At 68.0% G+C, this 25,884-nt stretch carries 26 protein-coding genes; 8 read left to right on the forward strand and 18 right to left on the reverse strand.

All coding sequences use genetic code 11. The features are described 5' to 3' along the window. Positions 1-18 precede the first annotated feature (18 nt). Positions 19-1,350 carry an SPOR domain-containing protein gene (locus CVM50_RS22130; RefSeq protein ID WP_085886253.1) on the forward strand — a complete coding sequence of 444 codons (1,332 nt, stop codon included), beginning with the start codon at positions 19-21 and terminating at the stop codon, positions 1,348-1,350. Positions 1,351-1,450: 100 nt separating this feature from the next. Here CVM50_RS22130 and CVM50_RS02625 read toward each other — a convergent pair whose 3' ends face one another. Beyond that, the gene (locus CVM50_RS02625; RefSeq protein ID WP_085886252.1) at positions 1,451-2,479 is read right to left on the reverse strand and encodes a hypothetical protein; all 1,029 of its coding nucleotides are present in this window, start codon (positions 2,477-2,479) and stop codon (positions 1,451-1,453) included. Between the two features lie 178 nt (positions 2,480-2,657). Between CVM50_RS02625 and CVM50_RS02630 the strand changes: the two genes are divergently transcribed. Together CVM50_RS02630 and CVM50_RS02635 are read left to right on the forward strand one after the other, a co-directional pair. After that, positions 2,658-3,311, forward strand: a complete 654-nt coding sequence (locus CVM50_RS02630) for a sulfotransferase family 2 domain-containing protein (RefSeq protein ID WP_085886251.1) — start codon at positions 2,658-2,660, stop codon at positions 3,309-3,311. Between the two features lie 181 nt (positions 3,312-3,492). Then, entirely contained in the window at positions 3,493-4,227 is a 735-nt protein-coding gene (locus CVM50_RS02635; RefSeq protein WP_157792118.1) for a Hint domain-containing protein, read from the forward strand. A 271-nt stretch (positions 4,228-4,498) separates the two neighbouring features. Here the strand turns inward: CVM50_RS02635 and CVM50_RS02640 are convergent, their stop codons facing one another. The 9 genes from CVM50_RS02640 to CVM50_RS02680 all read right to left on the reverse strand — a co-directional run bounded on the left by CVM50_RS02640 (position 4,499) and on the right by CVM50_RS02680 (position 14,598). Further along, positions 4,499-5,539, reverse strand: a complete 1,041-nt coding sequence (locus tag CVM50_RS02640; RefSeq protein WP_085886249.1) for a nickel/cobalt transporter — start codon at positions 5,537-5,539, stop codon at positions 4,499-4,501. Next, positions 5,536-6,219 (reverse strand): DUF1007 family protein, encoded by a 684-nt coding sequence (locus CVM50_RS02645; RefSeq protein ID WP_232618131.1) that lies wholly within the window; start codon positions 6,217-6,219, stop codon positions 5,536-5,538. Before CVM50_RS02645 ends, CVM50_RS02640 begins: the two co-directional genes overlap by 4 nt. A 400-nt stretch (positions 6,220-6,619) precedes the next feature. Then, positions 6,620-8,809, reverse strand: a complete 2,190-nt coding sequence (locus CVM50_RS02650; RefSeq protein ID WP_085886248.1) for a 3-hydroxyacyl-CoA dehydrogenase NAD-binding domain-containing protein — start codon at positions 8,807-8,809, stop codon at positions 6,620-6,622. A gap of 15 nt (positions 8,810-8,824) precedes the next feature. Next, positions 8,825-10,036, reverse strand: coding sequence for an acetyl-CoA C-acetyltransferase (locus CVM50_RS02655; protein WP_085886247.1), 1,212 nt, complete (start codon positions 10,034-10,036; stop codon positions 8,825-8,827). A gap of 194 nt (positions 10,037-10,230) precedes the next feature. Beyond that, positions 10,231-10,869 carry a glutathione S-transferase family protein gene (locus tag CVM50_RS02660; protein WP_085886246.1) on the reverse strand — a complete coding sequence of 213 codons (639 nt, stop codon included), beginning with the start codon at positions 10,867-10,869 and terminating at the stop codon, positions 10,231-10,233. 411 nt (positions 10,870-11,280) lie between these two features. After that, positions 11,281-11,493, reverse strand: a complete 213-nt coding sequence (locus CVM50_RS02665) for a hypothetical protein (protein WP_085886245.1) — start codon at positions 11,491-11,493, stop codon at positions 11,281-11,283. 192 nt (positions 11,494-11,685) lie between these two features. After that, positions 11,686-13,464 carry an acyl-CoA dehydrogenase C-terminal domain-containing protein gene (locus CVM50_RS02670; RefSeq protein WP_085886244.1) on the reverse strand — a complete coding sequence of 593 codons (1,779 nt, stop codon included), beginning with the start codon at positions 13,462-13,464 and terminating at the stop codon, positions 11,686-11,688. 50 nt (positions 13,465-13,514) lie between these two features. Then, positions 13,515-13,919, reverse strand: a complete 405-nt coding sequence (locus tag CVM50_RS02675; RefSeq protein ID WP_085886243.1) for a MerR family transcriptional regulator — start codon at positions 13,917-13,919, stop codon at positions 13,515-13,517. 268 nt (positions 13,920-14,187) lie between these two features. Then, on the reverse strand, positions 14,188-14,598 hold the full coding sequence (locus CVM50_RS02680; protein ID WP_085886625.1) for a MerR family transcriptional regulator: 411 nt from the start codon (positions 14,596-14,598) through the stop codon (positions 14,188-14,190). 173 nt (positions 14,599-14,771) lie between these two features. Here CVM50_RS02680 and CVM50_RS02685 point away from each other — a divergent pair, with 173 nt between their 5' ends. The 4 genes from CVM50_RS02685 (at position 14,772) to CVM50_RS02700 (ending at position 18,486) form a co-directional block, all read left to right on the forward strand. Beyond that, positions 14,772-15,209, forward strand: a complete 438-nt coding sequence (locus CVM50_RS02685) for a PaaI family thioesterase (RefSeq protein WP_085886242.1) — start codon at positions 14,772-14,774, stop codon at positions 15,207-15,209. Further along, on the forward strand, positions 15,206-15,745 hold the full coding sequence (locus CVM50_RS02690; RefSeq protein ID WP_085886241.1) for a PaaI family thioesterase: 540 nt from the start codon (positions 15,206-15,208) through the stop codon (positions 15,743-15,745). The genes CVM50_RS02685 and CVM50_RS02690 overlap by 4 nt, the downstream gene beginning before the upstream one ends. Then, entirely contained in the window at positions 15,742-17,097 is a 1,356-nt protein-coding gene (locus tag CVM50_RS02695; RefSeq protein ID WP_085886240.1) for an MATE family efflux transporter, read from the forward strand. Before CVM50_RS02690 ends, CVM50_RS02695 begins: the two co-directional genes overlap by 4 nt. Before the next feature lie 177 nt (positions 17,098-17,274). Beyond that, on the forward strand, positions 17,275-18,486 hold the full coding sequence (locus CVM50_RS02700) for a pyridoxal-phosphate-dependent aminotransferase family protein (protein ID WP_085886239.1): 1,212 nt from the start codon (positions 17,275-17,277) through the stop codon (positions 18,484-18,486). Between the two features lie 55 nt (positions 18,487-18,541). Here CVM50_RS02700 and CVM50_RS22135 read toward each other — a convergent pair whose 3' ends face one another. Both CVM50_RS22135 and CVM50_RS02705 read right to left on the reverse strand, forming a co-directional pair. Beyond that, a complete protein-coding gene (locus CVM50_RS22135; RefSeq protein ID WP_268808197.1) occupies positions 18,542-18,676 on the reverse strand; it encodes a hypothetical protein in 135 nt (44 codons plus the stop codon). Positions 18,677-18,710: 34 nt separating this feature from the next. Continuing rightward, positions 18,711-19,826: a pyridoxal phosphate-dependent aminotransferase gene (locus CVM50_RS02705; RefSeq protein WP_085886624.1), complete on the reverse strand. Its 1,116-nt coding sequence runs from the start codon at positions 19,824-19,826 to the stop codon at positions 18,711-18,713. A gap of 353 nt (positions 19,827-20,179) precedes the next feature. Between CVM50_RS02705 and CVM50_RS02710 the strand changes: the two genes are divergently transcribed. Beyond that, the gene (locus tag CVM50_RS02710; protein WP_085886238.1) at positions 20,180-21,004 is read left to right on the forward strand and encodes a crotonase/enoyl-CoA hydratase family protein; all 825 of its coding nucleotides are present in this window, start codon (positions 20,180-20,182) and stop codon (positions 21,002-21,004) included. Positions 21,005-21,124: 120 nt separating this feature from the next. Here the strand turns inward: CVM50_RS02710 and arsC are convergent, their stop codons facing one another. From arsC to CVM50_RS02740, 6 genes are all read right to left on the reverse strand, one after another. Then, positions 21,125-21,466: an arsenate reductase (glutaredoxin) gene (gene arsC, locus CVM50_RS02715; RefSeq protein ID WP_085886237.1), complete on the reverse strand. Its 342-nt coding sequence runs from the start codon at positions 21,464-21,466 to the stop codon at positions 21,125-21,127. Continuing rightward, positions 21,463-22,494 carry a quinone-dependent dihydroorotate dehydrogenase gene (locus CVM50_RS02720; RefSeq protein WP_232618147.1) on the reverse strand — a complete coding sequence of 344 codons (1,032 nt, stop codon included), beginning with the start codon at positions 22,492-22,494 and terminating at the stop codon, positions 21,463-21,465. The genes arsC and CVM50_RS02720 overlap by 4 nt, the downstream gene beginning before the upstream one ends. A 77-nt stretch (positions 22,495-22,571) precedes the next feature. After that, positions 22,572-22,910: a DUF952 domain-containing protein gene (locus CVM50_RS02725; RefSeq protein WP_085886235.1), complete on the reverse strand. Its 339-nt coding sequence runs from the start codon at positions 22,908-22,910 to the stop codon at positions 22,572-22,574. A gap of 59 nt (positions 22,911-22,969) precedes the next feature. Continuing rightward, positions 22,970-23,821 (reverse strand): alpha/beta fold hydrolase, encoded by an 852-nt coding sequence (locus tag CVM50_RS02730; protein ID WP_085886234.1) that lies wholly within the window; start codon positions 23,819-23,821, stop codon positions 22,970-22,972. Beyond that, positions 23,818-24,882, reverse strand: a complete 1,065-nt coding sequence (locus tag CVM50_RS02735) for a branched-chain amino acid ABC transporter permease (RefSeq protein WP_085886233.1) — start codon at positions 24,880-24,882, stop codon at positions 23,818-23,820. The genes CVM50_RS02730 and CVM50_RS02735 overlap by 4 nt, the downstream gene beginning before the upstream one ends. Positions 24,883-24,889: 7 nt before the next feature. After that, on the reverse strand, positions 24,890-25,882 hold the full coding sequence (locus CVM50_RS02740; protein WP_085886232.1) for a branched-chain amino acid ABC transporter permease: 993 nt from the start codon (positions 25,880-25,882) through the stop codon (positions 24,890-24,892). Positions 25,883-25,884: the final 2 nt, after the last annotated feature.

Raw genomic sequence — 25,884 nt, forward strand, 5'->3', positions numbered from 1 at the left:
CATCTGTCGGGGGACACGATGAAGCTGCTGCACAAGACCTATCTGCCCTTTGCCTGCCTGGCCCTTGGCCTGCTGCTCGATCCCGTTGCGGGGTCGGCACAGAGCCTGCGTCGCGATGACGGACCGGCGGAATATCCGCCGGCCTCCTACCGGGGCAGCCAGTATGTCGACAGCGAGGGCTGCATCTATATCCGCGCGGGCGTTGACGGATCGACCACCTGGGTCCCGCGCGTCAGTCGCGACCGCAAGGTGGTCTGCGGCTACCAGCCGACCCAGGTCGCCGGTGCCCGCAGCGCGGCCCCAGGCGGCGCCTCCGCCGATGCGGCCCCGGTGACGATCACCGCCGCCCAGCCCGAGAACACCGCGCCCGCCCCGGCCCCCGCCGCCTCCGCGCAGGCGCGGGCGGAGACGACTGCGACATCAGCGGCGCCGGCTACACAACAGGCCCGGGCCGCGACGCAAAGCGCGCAGGTGCCGCGCACGACCCGCCCGGCCAGCAGCGGCGGCGTGCGCTATGCCGCCCGCCCGGTGACGGAACGTCGCCCCGTGTTGCCCGCCGCGATCACCCCGGCACCGCGGCCCCAGGTGATCCGCCCTGCGCCCACCTCCGGCACGACGGCCTGCCCGAACCTTTCGGCCGTCGGACAGAAGTATGTCCGCCCCGGCCCCTACGAGATCAGCTGCGGCCCCTCGGGCTACACCCCGCCGCAGATGCAGACCACCAGCTACCGCCGTCCCTCCGGCGCCGTCGTCGTGACGCCGCCCGTGCAAGTGGTGACACCGGGGCAGGTGCCACCGGGCACCCGGGTGGTGCCGAAGCATGTCTACGAGAACCGCTACGTCGCGCAGGGCGCCAACGCCCCGCAGGTGCCCGAGGGGTATCAGCGCGTCTTCGACGACGGTCGCCTGAACCCGCATCGCGCGGAACAGACCTTTGACGGCAAGGCCCGGATGGAGCTGATTTGGACCAACACCGTGCCACGCCGCCTGGTCGAGGTCCGCACGGGTCGTGACGTGACCGCGCAGTTTCCGCACCTTCGCCCCGGGCAGACCGGGCGGGTGATGGGGCCGGTGATCTCCACCCAGACCCGTGCGCCGGCCGCGGCCCCGGCCCGGCCCGCGCAGGGACAGCGGGCGGCGGCCTATCGCTATGTCCAGGTGGGCAGTTTCACCGAGGCCGGCAATGCCAGCAGCACCGCGCGCGCCTTCGGGGCCTATGGCGGCCGGGTCGTCAACAGCGGGCGCTACAACGTGGTTCTGCTCGGGCCCTTCGGCTCCGAGGCGGACATGGCCCATGCCCTGTCGGCGGCGCGGCGCGCGGGCTTCGACGACGCCTACCCGCGGAACTGAGGCCCGGGCCCGCAGGACGGGTCCCCGATCTGACAAACGACAAGAGGACCGCGCGCTGCACGGTCCTTTTTCTTTTGCCGAAGGGGAAGGGTCCCGTGCCTCAGCCGCCGCAGATCGCCTGCAGGCGCAGCCAGTCACTGTCGCGCAAAACGGGTTCGGGCGCGCCGGAGGGGTAGGGATCCGCCTCGATTAGGGGCAGGGTGCTTTCGCCCGTGATGTCAACGGCGTAGCCATAGGGGCGGGTCTGGATCCCGGCGGCGGCAAAGCCCGCAATCAAGGCATCGGCGGGCAGGGCGCGCGGCTCGGCACCGACCAGGGTGCGGGCGTGGTCGCCCAGGGTGTCCTGGGTCAGCTCGCCGGTGGTCAGCAGGCGCAGCACGGCGCCCGTGCCGGCCTCGTCCAGCAGACGGTCCACCGGGTCCTGGGCGCGGGCGCGCAGATATTCGGCCACGACGAAACCCGCAGCGATCTCGGGATCCTCGTAATCCTCCACCACGCTGCGCGACAGCAGCAACAAGTTGCCCGGCAGATGCAGGCTGTCCCGCAAGCCGGTGCGCATGACGTAGAGATCGGGCGGCGTACCGCCCTCTGGGGTGATCCGGTTGGCCAGCAGGGCCAGCGCCTCAGCACCGCCCGGTCCGGCGCAGGGAGGCCCGGTCAGGGTCTGGACCTCGTCGAAGAGCTTGCGCCCGATCTCGTCGCGTTTCACCTGGGGCAGCACTGACAGGGCATGGGATTGCAGCGCGCCCGGCAGCCAGAACAGGCCAAGCGCCAGGATGCCGGCGGCAAAGCCCCCCACGACGCCCAGGCGCACGCGCCCCTTCTGGGGACGGCGGCGGGCGACGGCGCTGCGCAGCTGTTCCAGCGCGTCGATCATCTGACCCTCGTCCTCGGCCAGTTCCAGCGTTTCGTCCGGGTCGCCGTCGGGGTGGTAGATCGCGGGCAGGGCCCCGGGGTTGGCGCGGGTCAGGGCGGAGATCGACCAATGGGTCAGTGGCCGGTCCTGGCGATCGGAAATGGTGATCGTCGCCTCGCCGATCGACAGGATCACGTCGCGACGCTGGCCGTCCGGACCTTCGCGCCACAGGGCGGCGGCCTCCAGCCGCTGATACTTCTCCAATGCCGTCATGGGCGTATTGCGTCCGGCCTGCTCATCGAGGGGGAGGGCGGTCGCGCCCCTCTGAAGGGGGCTTGCATCCAGCCTCTGGCCTCTGGTTTCGGCGGACAATAGCACGAGCCGACGAAGACCCGCAATTGCGCAGCGTGACCGCCTTCCCCGGGGCCGCCCCCTGCGCTAGCCTCCGACCATGATCCTATCGCGCGGGCGCCGCTACATCTTCATTCACATTCCCAAGACCGGCGGCACCTCCATGGCGCTCGCACTGGAAAGCCGCGCGATGAAGGACGACGTGATGCTGGGCGACACGCCCAAGGCGCGCCGCAGGCGGCACCGGGTGCGCGACGTGACGGCGCGGGGGCGGCTGTGGAAGCACTCAACCCTGGCGGATATCGAAGGGTTGGCAACGCCGGAGGAAATCGACGACTTCTTCGTCTTCACCCTGGTGCGCAACCCCTGGGACCGGGTCGCGAGCTACTACCTTTGGTTGCAGGGGCAGGGGTTTTCCCACCCCGCTGTCGAGCGTGCCAGGCGTCTGTCCTTCAGTGCCTTCATCCGCGATCCGCTGATCGCCCGGAGCCTCGAATCGTCGCCCTACGGGAGCTATGTGCGCGAATCATCGGGGCGTGAGAAATGCAGTGTTTTCATTCGATTGGAATGGTTTTCCGAAGATGCAGATCCTCTTTGGCGTCATCTTGGGTTTCAGTTGACGCTGCCGCGCGTCAATCAGGTTGACGTGCATGTCAAGTCGCAACTTGTATACCGCGACGAAGATCGTAATTTCATCGCGGATCTCTGTGCGGAAGACATTCAGCGCTTCGGATACGATCGGTTGGAAGGTTGAAAACGACACCTTTGATCCCATTCTGGGGACAAATTTACTAAATTTAAATAACTGTCGCCCGAAATTGCGGATTGCCCCTTTCCTGCCTGATTTCGCCCCAAGACCCGTCTTAGTTGTGTTGCGAAATGCACGTCATAAGCGAGCTGCAGAAGCAGCGAATGCGAAATCGGGAAACGACAGAATGTTTGACATCAAGACACGGCGCGACGCGTCGAGAAGATCCGAGGAGGCCGAGGTGGGATACGGCTCCGACACGGATCTCGGGCCGGAAACGGCGTTGTCCGGGATCGTCGCAGGGACACGCGTGGCCACCGCCGTCGGCTGGCGCAATGTCGAGGACCTTGAAGCCGGCGATGCCGTGCTGACCTTCGACAGCGGCCTGAAGACCGTTCAGAACATCAAGCGCAAGGCGCTGTGGGATGGCAACGGGGCCTGCCCGTCGCGCTTCCAGCCGCTGCATGTGCCGCGTGGGGCCATCGGCAACCGCGAAGAGATGCTGTTGTTGCCGCGCCAGGGCGTCCTGGTCGAAAGCGACATCGCCGAGGAAGAACTGGGCGATCCCTTTGTCCTGATCCGCGCCGAGGCGCTGGACGGGGTCTGCGGCATAGCCCGCCGTCGTCCGATTTTCGCGCCCGAAGTCTTCGTTCTGGAGTTCGAGGAAGACCAGGTGATCTTCGCCAGTTCCGGGGCGCTCTGCGTCTGCCCTGCAGCCGGCGACATGTTCAGCCGCCTGTTCAGCCGCAGCCAGGAAGCCACCAGCGATTACACCATTCTCAGCCAGGAAACCTCCCGCGAGCTGATCGAGAAGATCACCTGGGAACTGGAAGAGAAATGGGCCTTCGCCCTGGCCCGCAGTGGGCAGGCGGAAGGGGGCCGCAGCGCGGCACGTCAGCAGGAAATGCGCACGTCCCGCTAGGCCGGGAGGTCATCACCGCCACGTCCGGGTCGCTGGGGCCGGGGCGTGCGCGACGACATCAGGCCGGGGGGCTGCCGATCGGGATCCGGAAGGGATCCAGCCGCCATCTGCGGCGCCGGCCCCTTGCGAATGGCGGGGCCCGGCATCTTCCCGTCAGACAAGCTCACCGTGGGCCGCATGGCCCGCATGAACCTCGCCCCGTCTGCTGACCGGGTGCCCTGCGTGACCGGATGTGTCCCCCGTCCGGTTCGTTTCCCCAACAGGGCCTCGGTTAGAACACGTGCAGTGAAAGGCCAGTGGCAGCGGAGGCGATGAGCGTGCCGGCGGTCAGTTCGACCAAGGCGAGAAGCGGAGCGGACCCTTTGTCCCAACTGTCCTGCTCCGTGGATCTGTCGAGCGCGCCGGTGCGCAGAAATACCGAGGCCAGCGCCACCGTCACGGTGACGCTGGCCACACCCAGCCCCATGGCGAAGGCCCCGGCCACGCCAGAGGCGAAGATATCCATCCGCCAGGTCAGGATCAGCAGGAAGAGCGCGCCGGTACAGGGCCGGATTGCCACCGCGCCGATCAGCAGCAGTGCATCACGCACCGAGCTTAGCCGGGCGGCCTCTTCCACCGTTGGCCCGTGACGGTGCCCGCAGGCGCAGGTGCCCTCGGCGCCATGGTCGTGGGTGTGATCGTGACCACGGTCCTGCCCTTGGCCCGCGGTCTCGGAGGGAGTGGGCCGATCTTGCCGCAGCCGACGCACCGCCTGCCACAGGTGCCGCAGCCCGCGCAGCGCCAGCCACAGGCCGACCAGCCCGATCGCCGCGTAAGAGAGCGGCGCCAGCCATTCCTCGGCCATGCCCACCATATGGGCCCGGCTCCAGTCGAACAGCAGCACGCCCGCACCCACCATGAGGACGGCGGTGGCCGATTGCGCCAGCGAAGAGGCCAGTGCCAGTCCCGACAGGCGCAGCGCGGTGACACGCTGCGAGACGCCGTAGCCGCCGATCAGGATCTTGCCGTGGCCCGGTCCCGCCGCGTGGAAGACGCCATAGGTGAAACAGATCCCCATCAGCAGCAGCCAGGCGCCGGGTTCGCCGGCCCGCAGGGCGCGCAGGGTCCCGGCCATGGCGTTCTGCGCGTCGCGCTGCCCCTCGGCGGCCCAGCCTTCCAGCGTGCGCATGCCGCCCCACCCCCAGAGGTAGGCCGCCAGCGCGATGAGGCCGGCCAGCAGCAGCGCCGGCACGGCAGTCCGGGCCAGGCGCCAGAGGCGCAGCGCCAGCGGGCGGTGCCCGGAGAGACCGGAAGAGGCGGTGTGATCGGTCATTCCGAACCTCCGCAGCGGATGCGGATCGTATCGGCAAAGGTCTCGCCCACCTCCGGGTAGCCTGTGGCATCGGGAGGCAGCTCCGCCAGCTCGGCGGCCAGCTCCTCGTAGGCGTCGTCGACCTCGGGCGGGGTCACGTTCAGCTCGCAGGCCGAGGCCCCCGGGCCGCTCAGCGACACGCCGCCTTGCAGGTCGTAGGCGGTGTAGAAGGTTGGATCATAGGCCTTCACCACCAGCCCGTCCGCCTCCGGCAGGGCCTCGGGGCGGCGGCGGTGACGGCTGGCATAGACGCCGTCGTCGAAGGTGACGCCCAGCCCCTCGGGCGGCCCCAGGGCCAGGTCCTGCCCGTCCGGCGCGGTGACGTAGAGATCGCCCGCGAAGCCCTCCATCCAGTTCAAGTCGTAGCCGTCCAGTTCCTCCAGTTCGGCGTCGGTCAGGATGCCGTCGAAGTCGGGATCCAGCGACAGCTCGTCCAGCAAAAGCATGGAGTACATCTCGTCATAGGCCCAGGTGACGTCGATCCCCGTCAACTGGCCTTCCTCGTCGATCTCCAGCGCCAGCGTGGTGGAGATGAAGATGTGCGGGTGCGCCCGCGCCGCGGTGGCGGGCGCCAGCAGCGCCAGCGCGCCAAGCAGAAGGGCAGGGCGGGCGCCGCGACGCCGGAGGATCAGATGCATCATGGCTGCAATCTAGACGTCTCGCCGCGCTTGGGAAAGTGGGCTCGCAAAGCTGTGTGGACCGCGCGCGACGCGGTGCCGATCCCGACCGGCGCGGAGGCGTCGCGTCATCTATCGACCCGTGTCGAGCCGATGCCTCCGGCGGGGATACCTGTGGCAAGGAGAAGAGCAGGGGGCGCGTCGCGCAAGCCGGAGCCGCGCCCTGACTGCAAAGGCCGCCAACGGGGCCGGGGGCGCGAGGCGTCTGATCGCGCGCTGTGCCCTTCCCATTCTCTGGCTGGGAAATATCCCGGGGGAGTCTCCGGCACGGAGACGGGGGCAGAGCCCCCCTCTTGAGGGTCGCAGGAAAAAGGCCGCCCGGGATCTCTCCCGGACGGCCCTGCGTCTTGCGCTGTGGCGTGGCTCAGGCGGCCTTGGCTTCGGGGCCGAAGCGGCCGTAGAAGCTGTGGTTCTTCTCTGCCATCTCGCGCAGCAGGGCGGGGCAGGCGAAGCGCGGGCCATAGGTGGCTTCCAGATGGTCGCAGCGCTCGGCGGCATAGGCGGCGCCCAGCATGTCGAGCCAGCCGAAGGGGCCGCCGGACCAGGGGGCGAAGCCCCAGCCGAGGATCGCGCCAACGTCGCCTTCGCGGATGTCCATCAGCACGTTCTCTTCCAGCGCGCGGACCGCTTCCAGAACCTGGGCGAACATCAGGCGATGCTGCACCTCGATCAGGTCGGGCTGGTCCTCGGCATGGGGGTATTTCTCCTCCAGGCCCGGCCAGATGCCGGTGCGCTTGCCCTTCTCGTCGTAGTCGTAGAAGCCGGCATTCGACTTGCGGCCCTTTCTGCCGAGATCGAACATCCAGAACATCAGGTCATCAACGCCCTTAGCATCCGCCGGGTAGGCATCGCCCATGGCTTCCTTGGTGGCCTTGGCGATCTTGACCCCGAGGTCGATCGAGGTCTCGTCGATCAGCTGCAGCGGGCCGACGGGCATGCCCAGCAGACGCGCCGCATGATCGACCAGAACCGGGCTGACGCCCTCGCTGACCATCCGCGCCCCTTCGTTCAGGTAGGGGATGATGCAGCGGTTGGCGTAGAAAAACCGCTCGTCATTGACGACGATCGGCGTCTTGCGGATCTGGCGCACGTAGTCCAGCGCCTTGGCCACAGCACGGTCGCCGGTCTCCTTGCCCTTGATGATCTCCACCAGCAGCATCTTCTCCACGGGGGAGAAGAAGTGGATGCCGATGAATTGCTCGGGCCGCGAAGACGCCTTCGCCAGGTCGGTGATCGGTAGGGTCGAGGTGTTCGACGCAAAGATGCAGTCGGCGGGGATCACCGCCTCGACGGCCTTGGTGATCTCGGCCTTGACCTTCGGATCCTCGAAGACGGCCTCGATGATCAGGTCACAGCCGTCCAGCTGCGCGTAATCGGTCGTCGCCGTGATCTGGCCCAGCACCTTCTCCTTCTTCTCGGGCGTGGACTTGCCGCGCTTGATGCCCTTGTCCAGGTAGGCCTCAGTGTAGGCCTTGCCCTTGTCCGCAGCCTCCTGGGTCTGGTCGATCAGCACGACGTCCATACCGGCCTGGGCGGAAACCAGTGCGATGCCCGCGCCCATCATGCCGGCGCCCAGAACACCCAGCTTCTTCACCGTCTGGTCCGGTGCCTCGGGGCGGTTTGCGCCCTTCTCCAGCGCTTCCTTGTTGATGAAAAGCGACCGGATCATGTTTCCCGAAGACGGGTTCATGATGACATTGGTGAACCAGCGCGCCTCGATCTTCAGCGCGGTGTCGAAGGGCACCATCAGGCCCTCATAGACGGCCGACAGCATCGCCTTGGGCGCGGGATAGGCGCCCCAGGTGTTGGCCATGATCATCGCGTTGGCGCCGACCATGGTCTGGAACCCCGCCGGGTGATAGGGCGCGCCGCCCGGCAGCTTGTAGCCCTTGGCATCCCAGGGTTTCACGATGTCGGCGTCCTTCGCCTCCAGCACCCAGGCCTTGGCGGCGGCCATCGGGTCCTCGGAGACCTCGTCGATGATGCCGGCCTTCACGGCGCCCTTGGGGTCGCTCAGCTTGGCCTGCAGCAGGAAGGGCGAGGCGCCCATGACGCCCAGCTTGCGCACCAGGCGCGTGGTGCCGCCCGAGCCGGGGAAGATGCCCACCTGGATCTCCGGCAGGCCGATCTTGGCCTTGGGGTTGTCGGCGGCGAAGACGCGGTGCGTCGACAGCGGCAGTTCCAGCCCGATGCCAAGGGCGGTGCCCGGCAGAACGGTGGCGATCGGCTTGCCGCCCTTCAGGGTCTTGGGGTCCATGCCCGCGCGTTCGATCTTGCGCAGCAGGTGGTGCAGGGACATGACGCCCTCGAAGACGCCCTCGGCGCCCTGCTCCTTGAAGCCGGCCAGCACGTTCAGGTCCATGCCGGCGGCGAAAGTGTCCTTTCCGGAGGTGATGACGATGCCCTTCACGGCCTCATCGGCCAGCGCATCGGTCACGGCGGCGTCCAGCTCGCCCGCGCCCTCCATCGACAGCACGTTCATCGACTTGCCCGGCACGTCCCAGGTGATCACGGCGACGCCATCGGCGCCTTTTTCCATGGTGAATTCAGCCATTGTCCTGATCCTCCCTTACACCAGTTCGATGACGGTCGCGGCACCCATGCCCGAGGCGACGCAAAGCGTGGCCAGGCCGGTGGACTTGCCGGTGCGTTCCAGCTCGTCCAGCAGGGTGCCGATGATGATGGCGCCCGATGCGCCCAGCGGGTGACCCATGGCGATGGCACCGCCGCAGGTGTTCAGCTTGGAATGATCCACGTCGAAGGCCTGCATGAAGCGCAGCACGACCGAGGAAAACGCCTCGTTCACCTCGAAGAGGTCGATGTCGCCGATCTCCATGCCTGCGGCCTTCAGCACCCGCTCGGTCGCGGGGACGGGGCCGGTCAGCATGATGGTCGGATCGGTGCCGATCTTGGCGGTGGCGCGGATGCGGGCGCGGGGCTTCAGCCCGTATTTCTCGCCGAATTCCTTCGACCCCACGAGGATGGCCGCCGAGCCGTCCACGATGCCCGAGGAGTTGCCTGCGTGGTGCACGTGGTTGATCGCCTCCAGGTGCGGATACTTCAGCATGGCGACCTTGTCGAAGCCGGGCATGGTCTCACCCATGTCCTTGAAGGCGGGCTTCAGACCGCCGAGCGTTTGCATGTCGGTGCCCGGGCGCATGTATTCGTCATGGTCCAGGATCGGCAGGCCGTTCACGTCGCGGATGGTGATGATCGACTTTTCGAAACGGTTTTCTTCCCAGGCGACACCGGCGCGGCGCTGGCTTTCCATGGCGAAGCTGTCGACGTCATCGCGCGAGAACCCGTATTCGGTGGCGATGATGTCGGCGCTGATGCCCTGGGGGACGAAGTAGCTTTCCATCGCCACGGTCGGGTCGATGGCCACGGCGGCGCCGTCGCTGCCCATGGCCACGCGGGACATGCATTCCACGCCGCCCGCGATATAGGCCTCGCCCGCGCCGCCCTTCACCTGGTTGGCGGCCAGGTTCACGGCTTCCATGCCGGAGGCGCAGAAGCGGTTGATCGACAGGCCCGGGATGCGTTCGTCCAGCTCCGAGGCCAGCACGGTGGTCCGCGCCAGGCAGCCGCCCTGCTCGAACGCCTGGGTGGCATTGCCCCAGATCACGTCCTCGACCGCATGGCCGTCCAGGCCCGAACGATCCTTGATCGCGTTCAGCATCTGCTTGCCGAGCGCGACCGAGGTCACCTCGTGCAGGCTGCCGTCCTTGCGGCCCTTGCCGCGCGGGCTGCGCACGGCATCGTAGATATAGGCTTCGGTCATGGGATCCTCAGCTCCTTCCTTGAAATGCGGGCCGGCTCCTCCGCCTCCCGTTCGCGTGCAGTCTCAGGGCAGAGGCCGCGTATTTCCATCGCGACGTTGCGTGAGTTTCGCTGACGTGCCGCCACGTCCACGTCAACCGTGGGCGGCGCGAGGGGCTTTGCCGGGCAGGGGAGCCCCGCCCGGCGAAGCGCGGCTCAGCCCGCGCGGTCGGACGGGTGGCCGGGCATCAGGTCATAGGGATGCTTCCAGCCCGGCAGCGCCTCGATATTGCCCAGCCAGCGGTCGATCTCCGGCCAGTCCTCGCGGACGAAGGTGAAGGGCTCGGGATAGAACAGATAGCCGCAGCAGGAGAAATCGGCATTGGTCGGCCCGTCGCCCACGAGCCAGTCGCGCCCCTGCAGCGCCTGGTTCAGTGTCTGGAAGACGGCCTTCAGCCGCGCCCCCATGAAGGCGATGACCTCCGGGTTGCGCTTGTCCTCCGGCAGGAAATTCATCTGGAAGCGCAGCATGCCGGCCTGGCTGGACAGCTTGTGATTGTCCCAGAAGCACCAGCGCATGACCTCGCGCGCCTCTTCCGGCGTGCTGCCGCCGAACTTGCCGGTCTTCTCGGTGATATACATCTGGATCACCCCCGACTGGGTCAGGGTCAGATCGCCGTCCTGCAGCACCGGCGCCTCGGCCATGATGTTCAGATCCGCATAGGTCGGGCTGCGGGTCTCTCCGCCGAAGAAGTCGACCTTCACCGGCTCCCAGTCCAGGCCCGACAGCTCCAGCGGCAGGGCCGCCTTGTAGGCGTTGCCGCTTTCTCCGAAACAATGCAGCTTCATGGTCATCTGCGTCTCCTCCTTGCAGTCGTTTCGCCGCGGGGGTTTCACACCCCCGCACCCCCGTGGAGTATTTCAGACGAGATGAAGACAGGGGGGCCTCCACCGTCTTCACTCTCTCTTAACGACGTTCGCCCAAGACTGGATCCCGCGCAACAGGCTGGAGAGCCGATGGGCGCACGAGGTGAAGCCCCGGTCCGACAGATCCGGTCACCAATCCGGTGGAGCGGGCCGGGGTGGATCACGCGCGGCGCCGGGGTGTGGTGCGGCGGACTTTGGACAGGGGCGGGTCCCCCGGGCCGAGTTCGCGCCGCGGTGGCCCGCCTGCGCCTGCCGCCCCTGTCTTCACGTCGTCAAAAATACTCCCGCCGGAGGCGTCGATCCCGCGCCACAGGCGCGACACTGCGGCAGCGCGGCGCCCTAGCGCTTGCGCGATTCCAGCTCGGAGTTGAAAACCCGCAGCCGGTGGGTGAGGTTCTCCTCGTCGGTCACGCTGTCGAAATTCTCGAACAGGAAGGAGAGGGCCTCGCCCTCGTCCAGCCCGGCCTCGCGGGCAAAGCGGCGCAGGCGGCGGTAGCCGTCCTCGGTCATGGCGGCGGGAAAGCGGCGGGTCAGGCGGAAACGCTTTGGCATGGTCCAGACCTAGCGCAGCGGGCGCGGGCTGTCTTCCCTCGATCGTCACGACCCGATCCGGGGGAGGGGGCTTCCGGCACGCGATCAAAAAATGAGGGCGCGCGGCCATCCCCGGTCGCGCGCCCTCGCCCGTGAGTGGGCTTGGTCGTGGTGGATTGGCCCGCGCCCCCGGACGGGAGGCGCGGGGCCGGATCAGAAGGCCTCGGCGTCCAGCGACATCACCGTGTCGGCGCCCGACAGGATGCGGCTGAGGTGCATGGAGCAGGCCGGCAGGCGGCGCGCCATGTAGTAGCGGCCCGTGACCAGCTTGGTCTCGTAGAACTCGGCATTGCCTTCACCGGCGGCCAGCTTGGCCTTGGCGGCCAGCGCCATCTGGGTCCAGACGTAGCCCAGGCAGACATGGCCGAACATGTGCATGAAGTCATAGGACCCGGCCAGCGCATTGTTCGGCGTCTTCATCGACTGCATGAAGTACATCGCCGCTTCCTGCAGCTGCTTCGAGGCGGTCTTCAGGGGCTCGACGAATTCCTTGGCGATTTCCTCGTCCTGGGCCGCGGCCTCCTTGCAGAAGTCCTTGATCATCTGGAACAGCGCCATGGCAGGCTTGCCGCCGCCCGATGACAGTTTCCGGCCCACAAGGTCCAGCGCCTGCACGCCGTTGGCGCCTTCGTAGATCTGGGTGATGCGCGCGTCGCGGGTGAACTGCGACATGCCCCATTCCTCGATGTAGCCATGGCCGCCGTAGACCTGCTGGGCCTGCACGGTCATGTCGAAGCCCTGGTCGGTCAGGAAGCCCTTCAGCACCGGGGTCAGCAGCGAGATCAGCCCCTCGGCCTCGTCGTCCTGGTTGCGATGCGCGCGGTCCAGCATGGTGCCGCCCCAGAGGCCAAAGGCGCGGGCGCCCTCGATGAAGCTCTTCTGGTCCATCAGCATGCGGCGCACGTCGGGGTGCACGATGATCGGATCGGCGGGGCCGTCGGGGTTCTTCACCCCGGTCACGTCACGCCCCTGCAGGCGGTCCTTGGCGTAGATCACGGCGTTCTGATAGGCGGCCACGGCCTGGCTAAGGCCCTGCATGCCGACGCCCAGGCGGGCCTCGTTCATCATGGTGAACATGGCGCGCATGCCCTTGTGGGCCTCGCCCAGCAGGTAGCCTTCGGCCTCGTCGTAGTTCATCACGCAGGTGGCATTGCCGTGGATGCCCATCTTCTCCTCGACCTTGCCGACGGAGACACCGTTGCGGGCGCCGATGGTGCCTTCGTCATCGACGAGGAACTTCGGCACGATGAAGAGCGAGACACCCTTGATGCCGTCGGGGCCGCCGGGGATCTTGGCCAGCACCAGGTGGATGATGTTGTCCGCCATGTCGTGATCGCCGGCGGAGATGAAGATCTTCTGCCCGGTGATCTTGTAGGTGCCGTTGTCCTGCGGTTCGGCCTTGGTGCGCATCAGGCCCAGATCCGTGCCGCAATGGGGCTCGGTCAGGTTCATGGTGCCGGTCCATTCGCAGCTGACCATCTTCGGCAGCCACTTCGCCTTCTGCTCATCCGTGCCGTGGGCGTGGATGGCGGAATAGGCGCCGTGGGTCAGGCCCGGGTACATCATGAAGGCCTGATTGGCGGCCGAGAACATCTCGCCGGTGGCCACCTGCATCAGGTAGGGCATGCCCTGGCCGCCGTATTCGGGGTCGCAGTCGAGCCCGGTCCAGCCGCCCTCGCGCAGCTGGTCGAAGGCCTCCTTGAACCCGGTCGGCGTGCGGACCACGCCGTTCTCCATGGTCACGCCTTCCTGGTCGCCCACCGTGTTCAGCGGCGCGATCACCTCGGAGGAGATCTTGGCGGCCTCCCCGAGGATGGCGCCGGTGAACTCGGCATCAAGCTCGTCATAGCCCGGAACATCCTGTTCCGAGATCTTCAGGACCTCGTGCAGAACGAACTGCAGGTCCTCGACGGGGCCGGTATAGCTGGGCATGTTCTCTCTCCCTTCGCGTTCCCACCCGGATGCAGGCGCAGTCCGGGCGTTTACTCAGCGGCGTCGCTTGCCTTCATCGAGGCAATCACGTTTGCCACCCAATCCATCTGCTCTTTCAGCTCGCCGATCGCCAGGTTCAGCTCATCCCGCTGCGCCTCCATGGAATGCAGCCGCTCGCGCGCCACTTCTAGGGTCTTGGTCAGCTGGGTCTGTTGCTGGTCGCCCATGTCGTACAGGTCGAGCAACTGCCGGATCTCCTCCAGGCTGAAGCCAAAGCGCTTGCCGCGCAGGATCAGTTTCAGCCGGGCCCGGTCGCGCCGCGTGAAAAGCCGTTTCTGGCCCTCACGGATCGGAAAGAGCAGCTCCTTCGCTTCATAGAACCGCAGCGTGCGCGGGGTTACCTCGAAGGCATCGCACATGGCGCGGATCGTCATCAGATCATCGGTGTCCGTCATCTCCACCCACTCAGAATTTTTTATCATTTGGTAGGAAATGCCGGGGCTTTCCTCTCGATACAACGCTGATCTAAGTTGACGTAAGTGATACGTCACGTCACTTGCCAAATGACGTAAGATAAGCCGCATCGGCGCTGTCGCCGCGCAATTTCCTTCCCCGGCCTATCGGCCCATTGGCGCTCAGGCACCTGCCGGGCAGGCGCATGCCGCAGCCTCACGGATGCAGTTCGATTCGAACCAAGGGAGCTGGGCGGCCGGGCCGATGGGGTCAGCCGGGGTCCAGTTCTGACTTGGTGGCGTCCCGCAGCTGGCGCAGCTCGTCCATCGCCTCGTCGATCTGGCGACGCTGTTCGGCCAGTTCGGTCATCTGGCGGTCGGCCATCTCGATCCAGACGCGCATTTGCGCCTCGGATCCCTGCTGTTCGCGCATCTCCAGCCACTGACGGATTTCCTCCAGGCTGAACCCGAAGCGGCGACCGCGCATGATCAGGGTCATCCGCGCGATTTCCCGCGCGGTGTAGAACCGTGATCGGCCCTCGCGCTCGGGCTGCAGCAACTCGATGTACTCGTAGTAGCGCAGGGTACGCGGTGTCACCTCGAATTTCTCGCACATCTCCTTGAAGCTGAGACGGGCGTCGGCATCGGCGGCGGAGCTGTCGGAGGCGAACTGATGGGTCATCGGGGCCATGCGGTATGGAATTGTCTACTCCCGAAACTATGCGTCGCCGGGGCGAAGGGCAACAGCGCGGTGCTTGCCCCCGGCGCGGATCGGAGGTTTGATGCCCGCCGTGGCCCCAGGGCGCCGGCGATCGGCGCCTGTCTTCCTCGGGGCCAGAGGCACGAGAGGACCCCATGGACGAGACCCAGGCGCTTGAGATCGCGCGGCAATTCATTTCCAGCCTGCCCCATGCCCGGGCGCTCGGCATGTCGGTGGTACGGATCGGGCCCGGCAGGGCCACCTTCTCCATGCCGTATGACGAGCGGTTGATCGGCGATCCCGAGACGGGGGTGATGTCGGGCGGGGCCGTTTCGGCCTTGCTGGACACGACCTGCGGCGCTGCCGTCATGAGCCATCCCGAAATGGCCGGGCTGACGGCGACCCTGGATCTGCGCATCGACTACATGCGCCCCGCCGTGCCGGGCCAGGCCCTGCGGGCCGAGGCGGAATGCACCCATGTCACACGGTCGGTGGCCTTCGTGCGGGCGCGCGCCCTGGATGACGACGACGACAATCCGGTGGCCACCGCCGCCGGGGCCTTCACCTTTACCAAGCGGGAGGACATGGCATGAGCCCGCATCGTCCCCCCGAACCCGTCCAGGTCATCAAGCAGCGGCGCGATGCCGCACTTCAGGCGCTGGTCTCCGCCGTGCCCTACATCGGCTTTCTCGGTCTGCATTTCGACCGGCGCGGGGATGAGCTGACGGCCGTGATGCCCTTCGACGAGAAGCTGATCGGCAACCCCGAGCTGCCCGCCCTGCACGGTGGCGCCACCGCCGCCTTCCTGGAGGTGACGGCGGTGATCGGCCTGGCCTGGGCGCATTACTGGCCGCAGTTCGAAAGCGGCGTGCTGGACCCTGAGGCGGTGGCCGGCGGGCAGTTGCCCCGCCTGCCGAAGACCATCGGCATTACCGTCGACTATCTGCGCTCCGGCCTGCCACGCGATGCCTATGCCCGCGCCGAGGTGACCCGCTCGGGCCGCCGCTATGCCTCCGTCCGGGTCGAGGCCTGGCAGGACAACCGCACCCGTCCCATCGCCCAGGCCACGGCGCATTTCCGCATGCCCCTCCCGCCGCGTGACACCCCCCAGGGTGAGGGCGCCGCGTGACGCCGCTGCCCGGCGCGGATGTGCTGCCGGAGGGCGAGAGCCCGCGTCAGCTGACCCATGCGCGCGTGCTGAAGATCGCCGTGCCGGTGGTGCTGTCAAATGCCACGGTGCCGATCCTGGGCGCGGTGGACACCGGCGTCATCGGCCAGATGGGGGAGGCCGCGCCGATCGGGGCCGTGGGCATCGGGGCCATCGTGCTGGCCGCGCTTTACTGGATCTTCGGCTTCCTGCGGATGGGCACCACCGGGCTGACGGCCAATGCTGCCGGGGCCGGGGACCGGGCGGAGGTCGCGGCCCTGCTGACCCGCGCCCTGATCATCGGGCTGGGCGCCGGGCTGGCGATCATCGCGCTGCAGCTGCCGCTGTTCTGGCTGGCCTTTAAGGCCTCGCCCGCCAGCGCCGAGGTTGAGGAGATGGCCCGCGCCTACATGGCGATCCGCGTGCTGTCGGCGCCTGCGGCCATCGGGATCTATGGCGTCACCGGCTGGCTGATCGCGCAGGAGCGCACCACGGGCGTGCTGGTCCTGCAGGTGGGGATGAACCTGATCAACATCACTCTCGATCTGATCTTCGTGCTGGGTCTGGACTGGGGCGTCGAAGGGGTGGCGGCCGCCACCTTCATCGCGGAATGGTCGGGACTGGCCCTGGGGTTCTGGCTGTGCCGTGCGGCCTTCCGGGTGCCGGCCTGGCGCGACTGGGCGCGGGTCTTCGATCCGAGGCGCCTGCGCCACATGGCCCTGGTCAATCGTGATATCCTGCTGCGGTCGCTGATGCTGCAGGGGATCTTCATTTCCTTCATGTTCCTGGGCGCGGATTTCGGCGACGTGCAGCTGGCGGCGAACCAGGTGCTGTTGCAGTTCCTGGAAATCACCGCCTATGCGCTGGACGGTTTCGCCTTCGCCGCCGAGGCCCTGGTGGGCCAGGCCATGGGGCGGCGCGACCGCACGGGCCTGCGCCGGTCGGTCCTTCTGTCGGGCACCTGGGGCGCGGCGATCGCGGTGCTGATGGCGCTGGCCTTCGCCCTGCTGGGCGGTGCAGTGATCGACCTGATGACCACGGCGCCGGAGGTCCGCGAGGCCGCGCGCCGTTTCCTGCCCTGGATGGTGGCCGTGCCTGTTCTGGGCTTTGCCTCATGGATGCTCGACGGGGTCTTCATCGGGGCCACCCGCGCCCGCGACATGCGCAACATGATGGCGCTGAGCCTTCTGGTCTATATCGCCGCCGTGATGGTGCTGGTGCCGGTGATGGGCAACCACGGTCTCTGGGCCGCCTTCCTCGTCAGCTTCGTCGCGCGGGGGATCACCCTGGGCCTGCGCTACCCGGCGCTGGAGGCGGAGGCGGCACGAGGCTGAACCAGACCGGGGCGTCGCGGTGCCCATTTGCACAGCGGCGGCGACAGGGCGCGATAGGGTGCGGCAGGGCGATGGATTGACCTCGCCCGGAGCGGCGCTAAAGCTGGGCGGGCCGCCGGCGCGGGGCCGCTTCAGCCCCGCGCCGGACGTGTATTCCAAAGCTCGAAAGGACAAGAGATGAGCCTTGCCCATGGCCGCCCCTATCTCGCCATTCCCGGCCCCTCGGTTATGCCCGATGCCGTGCTGCAGGCCATGCACCAGCCCGCGCCGAATATCTACGAGGGCGACATCGTCACCCTGGTCGAAGGCATCGTGCCCGACCTGAAACGGGTGGCGAAAACCGACGGCGAGGCGGCGATCTACATCTGCAATGGCCATGGCGCCTGGGAAGCGGCGCTGTCGAACCTCTTCCAGCCCGGCGACCGGGTGCTGATCCCGGCCACGGGGCGGTTTGCCCATGGCTGGGCCGACATGGCCGTGGGCCTTGGGATCGTGCCGCAGATCGTCGATTTCGGCACCAAGTCCACCATCGACGCCGACCGCATCGAGGAGGTGCTGCGCGCCGATACAGAACGCCAGATCAAGGCGGTGATGTTCAGCCACGTGGACACCGCCACCTCGATCCGCAACGATCCGCGCGCCCTGCGGGCCGCGCTGGATGCGGCCGATCACCCGGCGCTGCTGATGGCCGACTGCATCGCCTCCATGGCCTGTGACGAGTTCCACATGGATGCCTGGGGCGTCGACGTGGCGATCACCGGCAGCCAGAAGGGGCTGATGGTGCCGCCGGGCCTGTCCTTCGTCTTCTTCAATGACCGCGCGAAGGAGTTTCGCGCCGCCAATCCGCGCGTGTCGCGTTACTGGGACTGGGTGCCGCGCACCGAACCGGAAGCGGTCTATCAGTACTTCGGAGGCACCTCTCCGACGCACCACCTCTTCGGTCTGCGCGCCGCGCTGGACATGCTGCACGAGGAAGGGATGGAGCGGGTCTGGGCGCGTCACGCCACGCTGGCCCGCGCGATCTGGGCGGCCTGCGAACGCTGGGCGGAGGGCGGCGCCATGGTGATGAACGTCAGCGATCCGGCCCTGCGCAGCCATGCGGTGACGGCTCTGGGGCTGGGCATCGGCAATGGCCAGAAGCTGCGGATCTGGACGGCGGAGAACGCCGGGCTGACCCTGGGCATCGGACTGGGCATGTCGACCGAGGACGATCCCGACGGCACCGGCTTCTTCCGCATCGGCCACATGGGTCACCTGAACGCCCACATGGTGCTGGGCGCCGTCGGCGTGATCGAGGCGGGGCTTCAGGCTCTGCAGATCCCGCACGGGCATGGCGCGCTGGAAAAGGCGGCCGAGGTGGTGGCCCAGCCCGGTGCCGTGGCCTTCTGAGGTCACGAGGCCATAGCGACATGAGAGGGGCGCCGCCGCAAGGCTGGCGCCCTTTTCAGGCGCGGCGGGCGCGGTGGCGCCGCAGCGCCTCGATCGCCACATGCAGGGCGTAACCGGCGGCCACCACGGCGCCGAAGCCCCAGGCGGCCCAGAGGGCGAAGAAGATCCACAGCAGGTTGACGCCCGCCATCACCAGGACGGCGGCGGTTGCGGCCCGGTGGCGCTCAGGCGACGGGATCGAGGCGTGCCAGCGCCCGGGGCAAGGCCGCTTCCAGCGCGTCGAGATCGGCCGAGGGGCCGCAGGAGATGCGGATGCAGCGATCCTGGGGCGCTACAAAGGGCATGCGCACGAAGACGCCTTCCTCGGCCAGGGCCGCGACCAGGGCGCGGGCGCGTGCCCCGTCGCCGCCGCAGTCCAGCGCGACGAAATTGGTGGCCGAGGGCAGGGCGGTCAGCCCTTGGGCTGCGCCGATGCGGGCGATCTCGTCCCGGGCGCGGGTCACCTCGTCGCGCACATGGGCCAGCCAGTCCTGGTCCTGCAGCGCGGCCAGCGCGGCGGCCTGGGCGCCGCGGTTCATGCCGAAATGGTTGCGGACCTTGTCGAAGGCCGAGATCAGCTCGGGCGCGGCCAGGGCATAGCCCACGCGGGCACCGGCCAGGCCGTAGCCCTTGGAGAAGGTGCGCATGCGGATCACGCGCGGGTCGTCCACGGCCAGGGGCACGCTGGCTTCCTCGGGGGCGAACTCACCATAGGCTTCGTCGAGGATCAGCAGGCAGCCCTCGGGCAGGGCGTCGAGTGCGGCGGCCACGTCCGCGCCGCGCTGCCAGCTGCCCATGGGATTGTCGGGGTTGGCGAAATAGACCAGCTTGGCGTCCACTTGGGCGGCGCGCGCCAGAAGGGCCGGCAGGTCCTCCGCGTCGTCGCGGTAGGGCACCGTCTCGATCCGGCCGCCGAAGCCCGCGACGTGGTAGTTGAAGGTCGGGTAGGCGCCCAGCGAGGTGACGATCGCCTCGCCCGCGCTAACGGTCAGCCGGACCAGTTCCCCCAGCAGGCCGTCGATGCCGGTGCCGACGACGATATTGTCCACTCCGCAGCCCCAGTGGGCGGCCAGCGCCTGGCGCAGGTCATGGCTGGCGGGGTCGCCGTATTGCCACATCTCGGTCGCCGCCGCCTGCATCGCGGCAATGGCGCGGGGGGAGGGGCCGAAACCGTTTTCATTGGCGCCCAGGCGTGCCGCGAAGGGCGCGCCACGGCGGCGTTCCATCTCCTCCGGGCCGGTGAAGGGCACGGTCGAGGGCAGCGAGGCGGCAAGCGCCGTGAAGCGGGCATTCGTGGTCATGGCGCGGCTCATAATCCGCGGTTGCAGCGCGGCGCAAGAAGAATCGAACGCAGCGGAATGCGGCACCGGCGCGCGCCCTTTCGGGCCCGTCAGAAGCCGCCCGGGGCATGTCGCAATTGCGACTTTCCGGGAGGGTTTTCCGACGCGATGAGGAGGTGGGAGGAGCCTGCGAGAAGGGAAGGGGGGTAGGGCCACCCCCTGTCCGCTGGACCGTCCAGTGGGCCCCCGATCAGCGGCACGACGGGCACGTGTCGGCCGTGACGTTGCGTAGGCAGGTGCCGCTGCCGCCGCGCCGCCCCTCGACAGGCGCCGGACGGCACCGGATGATCCCGGCAACAGAGGAGGGAGTATCCATGAGCGCAAACCAGATGACATTCGGCGCCGAGGGCAGCCCGCGCGTCACGGTCGAGATCCGCGATCACGTGGCCCATGTGACCCTGGTGCGGTCGGACAAGATGAATGCGGTCGACACCCCCATGGCGGAGGCCCTGGCGGCGGCGGGCGAGGCCCTGATGGCGCGCACCGAGGTGCGGTGCGTGCTGATGCGTGGCGAGGGGCGCGCCTTTTGCGCCGGGCTGGACGTGGCCAGCTTTGCCGAATTTGCCGGCACGGACCCGGAGGCGCGGGTGATGCCGCGCACCCATGGGGACTGCAACCTCTACCAGCAGCTCTGCCTGGTCTGGCGCGCCCTGCCGGTGCCGGTGATCGCCGCGCTGCACGGGGTGGCCTTCGGCGCCGGGTTCCAACTGGCCATCGCCGCCGATGTACGGATTGCGCATCCGGAGACGCAGCTGGCGATCATGGAGGCGAAATGGGGCCTGGTGCCCGACATGGGCGGCATGGTGATCCTGCCGCAGCTGATCCGGTCCGACGTGCTGCGCCTGATGACCTATACCGCCGAGCCCGTGGAGGCGGCGCAGGCGCTGGACTGGGGGCTGGTGACCGAACTGGCCGAAGATCCCCTGGCGCGGGCTGAGGCGCTGGCGGCCTCCATTGCCGGGCGCAGCCCTTCCGCCACCCGCGCGGCGAAGCGCCTGATCGGGCTGGCCGAAAGCGGCGCTTCGGCGGAAACGGTTCTCTATGAGGAAAGCCGGGAACAGGCCGCGCTGATCGGCGGCAAGGACCAGAGAGAGGTCATCGCCGCCAACATGCAGGGCCGCGCGCCGACCTTCGACTGAGGGCGTGGGCCGTCCTGTGGCAGTCGCAGCCTGGCCCGTCCCATGGCCGGACGGTGACGCTTGCAAGCGCCGCCGCCCAAGCCTGGCCATCGCGCCGGGGCGATGACAGGGGGCGGGGCCTCAGAGCAGGTCCTGCGCCTTTTCCGGCGGGCGGGCGATAATGGCGCGGTCGGCCGTGATGACGACGGGGCGTTCGATCAGCTTCGGATGGGCGGCCATGGCGGCGATCAGTTGATCCTCGGGCGTCTCCCGGGTCAGACCCAGCTCCTTGAAGAGGGCCTCCTTGGTGCGCATCATCTCGATCGCGGGCAGGCCCAGCTGGGACTGCAGGGCGCGCAGCTCCGCTTCGCTGGGCGGCTCGTCCAGGTAGCGGCGGGTGGTGAAATCCACCCCGGCCTCTTCCAGCAGGGCCAGCGCCTGGCGGGATTTCGAACAGCGGGGATTGTGCCAGATGGTGATCACAGCCAGTCCTTTCGGCCCGTGCCCACGGCCTCCGCCACATTGGCGAAACCGTCCCGGGCGAGCAGTTGATGCAGGCCTTCGGCGATGCGCGGCACCAGCGACAGACCTTCGTAGACCAGCGCCGAGTAGAGCTGCACCGCCGAGGCGCCGGCGCGGATCTTCTGGTAGGCCTGCTCAGCCGAGGAGACCCCGCCCACGCCGATCAGCGGCACGCGGCCCTCGGTCAGCTCCGACAGGCGCGCCAGGACGCGGGTGGACTTCTCGAACAGAGGCGCGCCGGACAGGCCGCCGGTCTCGCCCCCGTGGGCCGAGCGCAGGCCTTCGCGCGCCAGCGTCGTGTTGGTGGCGATGACGCCATCGAGGGAGAGCGCGGTGGCAACCTCGGCGATGTCCGACAGGCCCTCGGCGTCGAGATCGGGGGCGATCTTCAGGAAAATCGGGATGCGCCGGTCGAGGCTGTCGCGGGTCGCCAGCACCCCTTCCAGAAGGGCAGTCAGCGCCGCCTTGCCCTGCAGGTCGCGCAGTTTCTCGGTGTTGGGCGAGGAGACGTTGACCGTGGCGAAATCCAGGGTGCTGCCGCAGCGGGCCAGCACGGCGGCGAAATCGCCCGCGCGGTCGGTGCTGTCCTTGTTGGCGCCTAGGTTCAGGCCGATCACCGCGTCGCGGGGGCGGGATTCCAGCCGGGTGGCGATCGCCTCTATCCCCTCGTTGTTGAAACCGAAGCGGTTGATCACGCCCCGGTCCTCGGTCAGGCGGAAGAGGCGCGGCTTCGGGTTGCCGGGCTGCGGGCGGGGCGTGGCCGCGCCCACCTCGATGAAGCCGAAGCCCGCGCGCGACAGCGGCGCCAGCGCCTCGGCGTTCTTGTCGTATCCAGCGGCGAGGCCCAGCGGGTTCGCCAGGTTCAGCCCCGCGACGGAGGTGCGCAGCCGGTCGGAGGTGACCAGCCCGGGCAGGGGCGCCAGCCCGCTGCGCAGGGCGAAAATCGACAGCCCGTGGGCGCGTTCCGGGTCCAGCCGGTGCAGGGCCATCAAGCCCAGCTTTTCCACGCCCCGGTCCCAGGCGCCGGGAATATCGCTGCCGGTGGTGCTGGTCACGCCGCTGGCTTTCATGCCATGTCCTCGGGGAAGACGTGGGCGCCGTCCTGCAGGGGCAGCGGCCAGTGGGTCTGCACCTCCGACAGTTTCAGGCGCCGGTAGAGGTGGGGGAAGAGGGCGCCGCCGCGCGACACCTCCCAGGTCAGGGCCTCGCCCAGTTCGTCGGTGTCGCAGGCGGCCAGCACCAACCCCTCGACCCCGGCGAAGTGTTTCGCCGCCGTCTCGGCGGCCTGCTCGGCGGTGGAGAAGTGGATGAACCCGTCGGCCAGGTCGATGGGGGCGCCGGCGGTCTCGCCCGCCGTCACCAGGTCCTGCCATTCGGCATCGCGGAAGATCTTGTAAATCAGCATGGGGTGGGGATGCCCCGAAACGCGGCGCCGGTCAACGGCGCCGCGCGATCCCGGGCGGTTCAGCCGCCCAGATCGGTCAGGATCTGCCGGATCATGGCGATGTCCTGCGGCCGCGACAGGGTGGGGGCATGGCCACAGCGAGCGATCTCGGTGGTGGCGGCGCGCGGGCCATCGGCGGCCATGCGGGCCGCGACCCCGGTCGGGAACAGGTCGCTGTCGGCGCCGCGGATGGCGTGCACCGGAATCGCGATGCGTGCCCAGCGGTCCCAGGTCGTCAGTTCGTCGGGCGAGGCGGAGAACTGGATCGTGATCCGTGGATCGTAGTGTAGGGTGAACATGCCGTTGCCCTTGCGCCGGACGGAGGTGCGGGCCATGCGCCGCCAGAAGGCATCCGTGGCCGGGCCGAAAGGCTGGTAGGACTGGCGGAACCAGACCTCGGCCTCGGACATGCTGCGCCATTCGGGGGCCGAGCCCGCATAGGCCAGGATGCGGTCGATGGCGGCCTGGGGGATCTCCGGGCCGATGTCGTTGACGATCAGGCACGACAGCCGCTCGGCCAGCGGCCCGGAGGCCATGCGCATGCCGATCAGCCCGCCCATCGAGGTGCCGATCCAGGCCACCCGGGTAATGCCGTAGCGATCCAGAAGGTCGCCCGCGATCCCGGCGTAGTATTCCACCGAATATTCCGCCGCCGGGTTGCTCGACCAGCTGGACAGGCCCCGCCCGATGGTGTCGGGGCAGAGGACGAAGTAGCGGTCCGAGAGGGCACGGGCCAACTCGTCGAAGTCGCGGCCCGTGCGGGCCAGCCCGTGCCACATCACCAGCGCCGGGTTGGCCGGGTCGCCCCATTCGGTGACGTGCAGTTCGTGGTCCAGAACGGGTACGAAGCTGAAGCGGGGATCGGAACTCATGCGCCTTTCCCCCGGGCCGAGAGCGTGCCTGCGATCCCTTTCGGGAAGAAGTAGACCAGCAGGATGAAGACGATGCCCAGCCACAGCAGCCAGCGGTCGGGCGACAGGATGTCGGGCAACACGGGCAGGCCGGCCAGCGCCTCGGAGGCGGAGCCCATCAGGTCGCGCAGGTAGTATTGCGCCAGGACCATCAGCGTGGCGCCGATCACCGCCCCCCACATGGTGCCCATGCCGCCGATCACCACCATCAGCAGGATGTCGATCATGATGTCGAAGCTGAGCGCGGTTTCCGGCCCGGTGTATTTCAGCCAGACCGCATAGACCGTGCCCGCAAGCGAGGCGATGACGGCCGCAATGCAGAAGACGAAGGTGCGATAGGCCACGACGCGATAGCCGATGGCCTCGGCTCGGGCTTCGTTTTCGCGGATCGCCTTCAGCACCGTCCCGATGGGGGAGGCGACGAGGCGCAGCATCGCCAGGAACAGCACCAGCGAGCTGACGAAGACGAAGTAGTAGGCCGCCAGCTTGCCGTTCAGACGCACGCCGAAGAGGCTGGCCACCTTGCCCTCTTCGTCCACCAGCAGCTTCGTTGCCGGTTTGAACAGGTCGGGCGCGCGGTAGGTGATGCCGTCTTCGCCCCCGGTCAGGCCCGACAGCTGCGAGGCCAGCACCAGCGCGACGGAGGCCGCCGCCAGGGTGATCATGGCGAAGAAGATCGCCTTCACGCGCAGCGACAGCAGGCCGACGGCCACGGCCACCACCAGCGACACGGCGACACCCGCCAGACCGCCCAGCAGGACAGGGGTCCAGCCCGCGCCCATGCGGTCCAGCGCGATGGCCGCGCCATAGCTGCCGAAGCCGAAGAACATGGTGTGGGCAAAGCTGACGATACCGGTATAGCCGATCAGCAGGTCGTAGCTGGCCACCAGCACGATGAAGACGCAGATCCGCGCCGCCACCTGGATCGAGCGCACGTCCTGGAACAGGAACGGCCAGAACAGCAGCGCCGCGGCGATGGCCAGAACGGCCAGTTTCACGATGGGGGAGGTTTGGTTTTTCATCTCGGCCTCACTTCACCGCCGGTTTCAGGCCGTTGGGCCGCCACAGCAGGATGACCATCATCAACAGCATGTTCGACGCCAGCGACAGTTTCGGCGCCAGGAAACCCACGTAGTTGGACATCAGCCCGACCATGATCGCGCCCAGCAGGGTGCCCTGGACGCTGCCCAGCCCGCCGATGATGACGACGATGAAGACGACGATCATCATGTCGGCGCCCAGGTGCGGGGTGATCAGCGTCTCATACCCCGCCCACATGGCACCGCCGAGGGCGGCCAGCGCGCTGCCCGCCATGAAGACGCCGATGAACAGACGGTCAATGCGGAAGCCGAGCGCCTCCACCATTTCGCGGTTTTCCACGCCGGCGCGGATCAGCAGGCCCAGGCGGGTGCGGTTCAGCACCCAGTAGAGGCCCGCATAGACGATCAGGCCCAGCATGAAGGCGAAGAAGCGGTAGATCTCGATCGTGACGTCGCCGATGACGAAGGCCCCTTCGAGGAAGGCCGGGCGGCCAACGCTGAACGGCGTGCCACCCCAGATCGCCAGGATCAGCTCCTCGACCACGATCAGCGCGCCCATGGTGATCAGGATCTGGCGCAGGTGATCGGAATAGACCGGCTTGATGATGACGGTCTCGAAGAACCAGCCCGCGATCAGGCCAAAGACCATCGCCGCGCCGAAGGCCGCGACCAGGGCCGCGATGTTCAGCATCAGCGAGGGCGAGCCCAGCCAGCCGCCGAGCGAGGCCAGCACGCTGGCAGCGATGAAGGCGCCCAGGGATACAAAGGCCGAGTGGCCGAAGTTCAGCACGTCCATCAGCCCGAAGACGAGGCTGAGGCCAGAGGCCATCAGGAAGATCATCATCCCCATGGCCAGCCCCGCCACGGTCAGCGTGGCCCAGGATGATGGCGCGCCGATCAGCACGAAGCAGACCGCGGCCACGGCGACCGGCAGCAGATAGACCCCGCCCAGCCGGTCGATGGTTTCATTCAATTTGTCCATTG

This window comes from Pseudooceanicola marinus, assembly GCF_002786295.1.
GTDB lineage: Bacteria > Pseudomonadota > Alphaproteobacteria > Rhodobacterales > Rhodobacteraceae > Pseudooceanicola > Pseudooceanicola marinus.

Bases quoted from the DNA above. Each gene is read 5' to 3' on its own strand.
- CVM50_RS22130 (WP_085886253.1), top strand. From the start codon at position 19: ATGAAGCTGCTGCACAAGACCTATCTGCCCTTTGCCTGCCTGGCCCTT.
- CVM50_RS02625 (WP_085886252.1), bottom strand. From the start codon at position 2,479: ATGACGGCATTGGAGAAGTATCAGCGGCTGGAGGCCGCCGCCCTGTGG.
- CVM50_RS02630 (WP_085886251.1), top strand. From the start codon at position 2,658: ATGATCCTATCGCGCGGGCGCCGCTACATCTTCATTCACATTCCCAAG.
- CVM50_RS02635 (WP_157792118.1), top strand. From the start codon at position 3,493: ATGTTTGACATCAAGACACGGCGCGACGCGTCGAGAAGATCCGAGGAG.
- CVM50_RS02640 (WP_085886249.1), bottom strand. From the start codon at position 5,539: ATGACCGATCACACCGCCTCTTCCGGTCTCTCCGGGCACCGCCCGCTG.
- CVM50_RS02645 (WP_232618131.1), bottom strand. From the start codon at position 6,219: ATGATGCATCTGATCCTCCGGCGTCGCGGCGCCCGCCCTGCCCTTCTG.
- CVM50_RS02650 (WP_085886248.1), bottom strand. From the start codon at position 8,809: ATGGCTGAATTCACCATGGAAAAAGGCGCCGATGGCGTCGCCGTGATC.
- CVM50_RS02655 (WP_085886247.1), bottom strand. From the start codon at position 10,036: ATGACCGAAGCCTATATCTACGATGCCGTGCGCAGCCCGCGCGGCAAG.
- CVM50_RS02660 (WP_085886246.1), bottom strand. From the start codon at position 10,869: ATGACCATGAAGCTGCATTGTTTCGGAGAAAGCGGCAACGCCTACAAG.
- CVM50_RS02665 (WP_085886245.1), bottom strand. From the start codon at position 11,493: ATGCCAAAGCGTTTCCGCCTGACCCGCCGCTTTCCCGCCGCCATGACC.
- CVM50_RS02670 (WP_085886244.1), bottom strand. From the start codon at position 13,464: ATGCCCAGCTATACCGGCCCCGTCGAGGACCTGCAGTTCGTTCTGCAC.
- CVM50_RS02675 (WP_085886243.1), bottom strand. From the start codon at position 13,919: ATGACGGACACCGATGATCTGATGACGATCCGCGCCATGTGCGATGCC.
- CVM50_RS02680 (WP_085886625.1), bottom strand. From the start codon at position 14,598: ATGACCCATCAGTTCGCCTCCGACAGCTCCGCCGCCGATGCCGACGCC.
- CVM50_RS02685 (WP_085886242.1), top strand. From the start codon at position 14,772: ATGGACGAGACCCAGGCGCTTGAGATCGCGCGGCAATTCATTTCCAGC.
- CVM50_RS02690 (WP_085886241.1), top strand. From the start codon at position 15,206: ATGAGCCCGCATCGTCCCCCCGAACCCGTCCAGGTCATCAAGCAGCGG.
- CVM50_RS02700 (WP_085886239.1), top strand. From the start codon at position 17,275: ATGAGCCTTGCCCATGGCCGCCCCTATCTCGCCATTCCCGGCCCCTCG.
- CVM50_RS22135 (WP_268808197.1), bottom strand. From the start codon at position 18,676: ATGGCGGGCGTCAACCTGCTGTGGATCTTCTTCGCCCTCTGGGCCGCC.
- CVM50_RS02705 (WP_085886624.1), bottom strand. From the start codon at position 19,826: ATGACCACGAATGCCCGCTTCACGGCGCTTGCCGCCTCGCTGCCCTCG.
- CVM50_RS02710 (WP_085886238.1), top strand. From the start codon at position 20,180: ATGAGCGCAAACCAGATGACATTCGGCGCCGAGGGCAGCCCGCGCGTC.
- CVM50_RS02720 (WP_232618147.1), bottom strand. From the start codon at position 22,494: ATGGCCCTGCACCGGCTGGACCCGGAACGCGCCCACGGGCTGTCGATT.
- CVM50_RS02725 (WP_085886235.1), bottom strand. From the start codon at position 22,910: ATGCTGATTTACAAGATCTTCCGCGATGCCGAATGGCAGGACCTGGTG.
- CVM50_RS02730 (WP_085886234.1), bottom strand. From the start codon at position 23,821: ATGAGTTCCGATCCCCGCTTCAGCTTCGTACCCGTTCTGGACCACGAA.
- CVM50_RS02735 (WP_085886233.1), bottom strand. From the start codon at position 24,882: ATGAAAAACCAAACCTCCCCCATCGTGAAACTGGCCGTTCTGGCCATC.
- CVM50_RS02740 (WP_085886232.1), bottom strand. From the start codon at position 25,882: ATGGACAAATTGAATGAAACCATCGACCGGCTGGGCGGGGTCTATCTG.